The organism is Brevibacillus gelatini (assembly GCF_003710935.1).
Classification (GTDB): Bacteria; Bacillota; Bacilli; order Brevibacillales; family Brevibacillaceae; genus Brevibacillus; species Brevibacillus gelatini.
Genome location: NZ_RHHS01000081.1, coordinates 1 through 2436 on the forward strand (window position 1 = coordinate 1; position 2436 = coordinate 2436).

Here is a 2436-nt window from a genome sequence, read left to right on the forward strand (position 1 = left end):
TGTTTTTCGCAAGTCAAAAATACAGAGAATCGCTGCGGATTTGTGCATAGGCACGGCCAACGCTGAAGATTATGACGATCTCACTCCGGATAGCGCATTTCGTAGCCGGTAGCTCTCGCCGGTGAAAGCCAGGACGTGTGCGTGGTGAACGAGTCGGTCCACGAGCGCTGCTGTCAGTCTGGCATCTCCAAACACCGTGTTCCACTGGCCAAACTCAAGGTTAGAGGTGACAATCACACTCCTTTGCTCATAGCATTCGGAGATGACGTTAAACAGTAGTTCAGCTCCGTCTTTGTGAAAGGGCACAAACCCCATTTCGTCGAGGATGAGTAACTCAGCCTTCTGCAATTCCCGCTGAAAACGGCTAAGCGTCCCGGATTGGTACTTGTCCTGTAACGCGGCCACAAGGTCATGCACCCGAAAGAATCGTACCTCGTACCCTCGTCGGCAAGCCTCTACGCCTAGTGCCGTTGCCAGGTGGGTCTTGCCTGTTCCCACTTTGCCCAGCATCATCACGTTCTCTTTCCGCTCGAGAAATGCCAGATCCGTTAGGAGCTCACGACTGCAATGCGCTGGGAAGGTGACTGCTCCGAAATCATAATCCTCTAGTGTCTTCATCTGTGGAAACCGGGCTTTCTTCATGAGTCTGCGAATCCTGGATATCTCTCGGCCCCGCAGTTCCACTTGGAGGACTTCAAGCAGGTATTGCGAGCGGTCATTGAACGCAATCGCCTCGTACGCTTCCATCACATACCCCAAGTGGAGGTTCTTGCATGCAGTAACCAATTCGTGTTTCATGCTCTGCTCACCCCCAGAATGGCGTCATATTGCCTGAGGTCCGGTGTGTGCCCGTGAATCTCCATCGGTGTATGAGCCTCCGCAAACGGCTTAGGGTGAAACTCAGGATGTTTCATCGCATATAGCGCATGCTCAAGGACTGTGTCAGGATCGAAATGCCCAGCCAGTGTATCGAGTGCAGCACCCATGTCGGACATCTGGTGTGTATCTAACAATCGACGAATCAGAGCCACACGAGATTTCCTCAGATCGATATCCTCCACTTGCACGAATCTGCGGACGGAAGCAGGCATGAACCTCGCCAGATCGGAGTACATCACCATCCTTGGCTTTCTCAGGTAACCCTCAAACACATCTGTCCACTCAATCGGGATTGCCTTTTCCGTGTACGGGCGAGGCAACGTCCCCAGGTGTCGGTACTCTCCGTCGCCCGACAAAACCTCGATCTCGTCCCATTTCACCTTGAGCAATACGGGATCTAGCGCACGGCACTGCGGTAGTGGATATGTGGTTGTTTCAAACCGGAGTTCCCGATATTTGTTCAAGCGGGCCGGTTCAAGCCTGAAAACCTCAAACGCAACGGTTGGCATAGCCAAAAGCTTCTTCCGTTCTTGCTCCCACAAGTCGACGATACGCTCTTTCTTGGCATAGTGTGGACGATCCATGTCTGCCTCTGCTGCCTGGGCCAAGTATGTCTCAAGGTCAGCATCCGTTTCGCAAATCGGTGGTGGTACGAGCCAATTACGCCGACTGTACCCCACCTTGTTCTCCACATGCCCCTTTTCGTGACCACGATAGGGATTACAGAATTCTGGGTCGAACCGGTAGTGGGTAGCAAACCGCAGGAACTGATCGGTGCATGACCGCTTTCCATCACGGCCAATCGAGACCACCGCCGCCGACAAGTTGTCGAACCAGATTTTCCTCGGAACGCCTCCCATCCGTTCAAAGATGCGCTTCATTGCCTCCAGAAAACACTCTGTGTTCTCCTTTCGAACCGGAAAGGCGAAGGCCGCATTGCTAAACGGGAAGGACATAATCAGCACTTTGCGCTCCACGAGTTGACCTGGTTGCCCAACATAGGCTGTACCAAAATCAACCTGTGCCTCGCCGCCGGGGTGTTCGAGTCGTTCATAGCTTTCGGCACGTTCCAGCTTGAGTTCTTTTCGGCGTTTGGCTACATATTCTTCAACAGTGCGTCGTCCGCCCTCAAACCTGTATTCATCACGCAGACGATCAAAGATTCGCTTCGCGGTATAACGCTGTTTGCGGGGCAACGCCTGCTCCTCCGTTAACCAAGTATCAATGATGTCAAGATACGGACCGAGAACGGGATATCGTCTCTTGCGCCGACAAACGGGTTCATTCCAATCGTCCTTTGTGGCGTATTTCTTGGCTGTCCTCCAATTGACTCCCATGGCTCTCGCAATCTCCGAGATTGAATAATCCTCATTCTCGTACAAAAATTTGATATACTGTTGCTGTGGCACTTTCAACATTCCTCTCACATCTCCCTGGTTCTTCTGGACAAAGACCAAGGTAGACTTAATAGAGTGATGTTGGCAAGTGCCTATTTATTTTTCCGCCTTGTAAAACGCAGGCTAGCTCTGCATTTTTACGCTGCGATTTTCTGTACTT

Annotated in this window: 2 protein-coding genes; both read right to left on the reverse strand. The window is 51.9% G+C overall.

Annotated elements, in window-relative coordinates; genetic code table 11:
- Positions 1-69: 69 nt before the first annotated feature.
- A complete protein-coding gene (gene istB / locus EDM57_RS22755; protein WP_122906949.1) occupies positions 70-798 on the reverse strand; it encodes an IS21-like element helper ATPase IstB in 729 nt (242 codons plus the stop codon).
- Complete coding sequence (gene istA / locus EDM57_RS22760; RefSeq protein WP_122906950.1) at positions 795-2297, reverse strand: IS21 family transposase; 1503 nt, start codon at positions 2295-2297, stop codon at positions 795-797. The genes istB and istA overlap by 4 nt, the downstream gene beginning before the upstream one ends.
- Positions 2298-2436 lie beyond the last annotated feature (139 nt).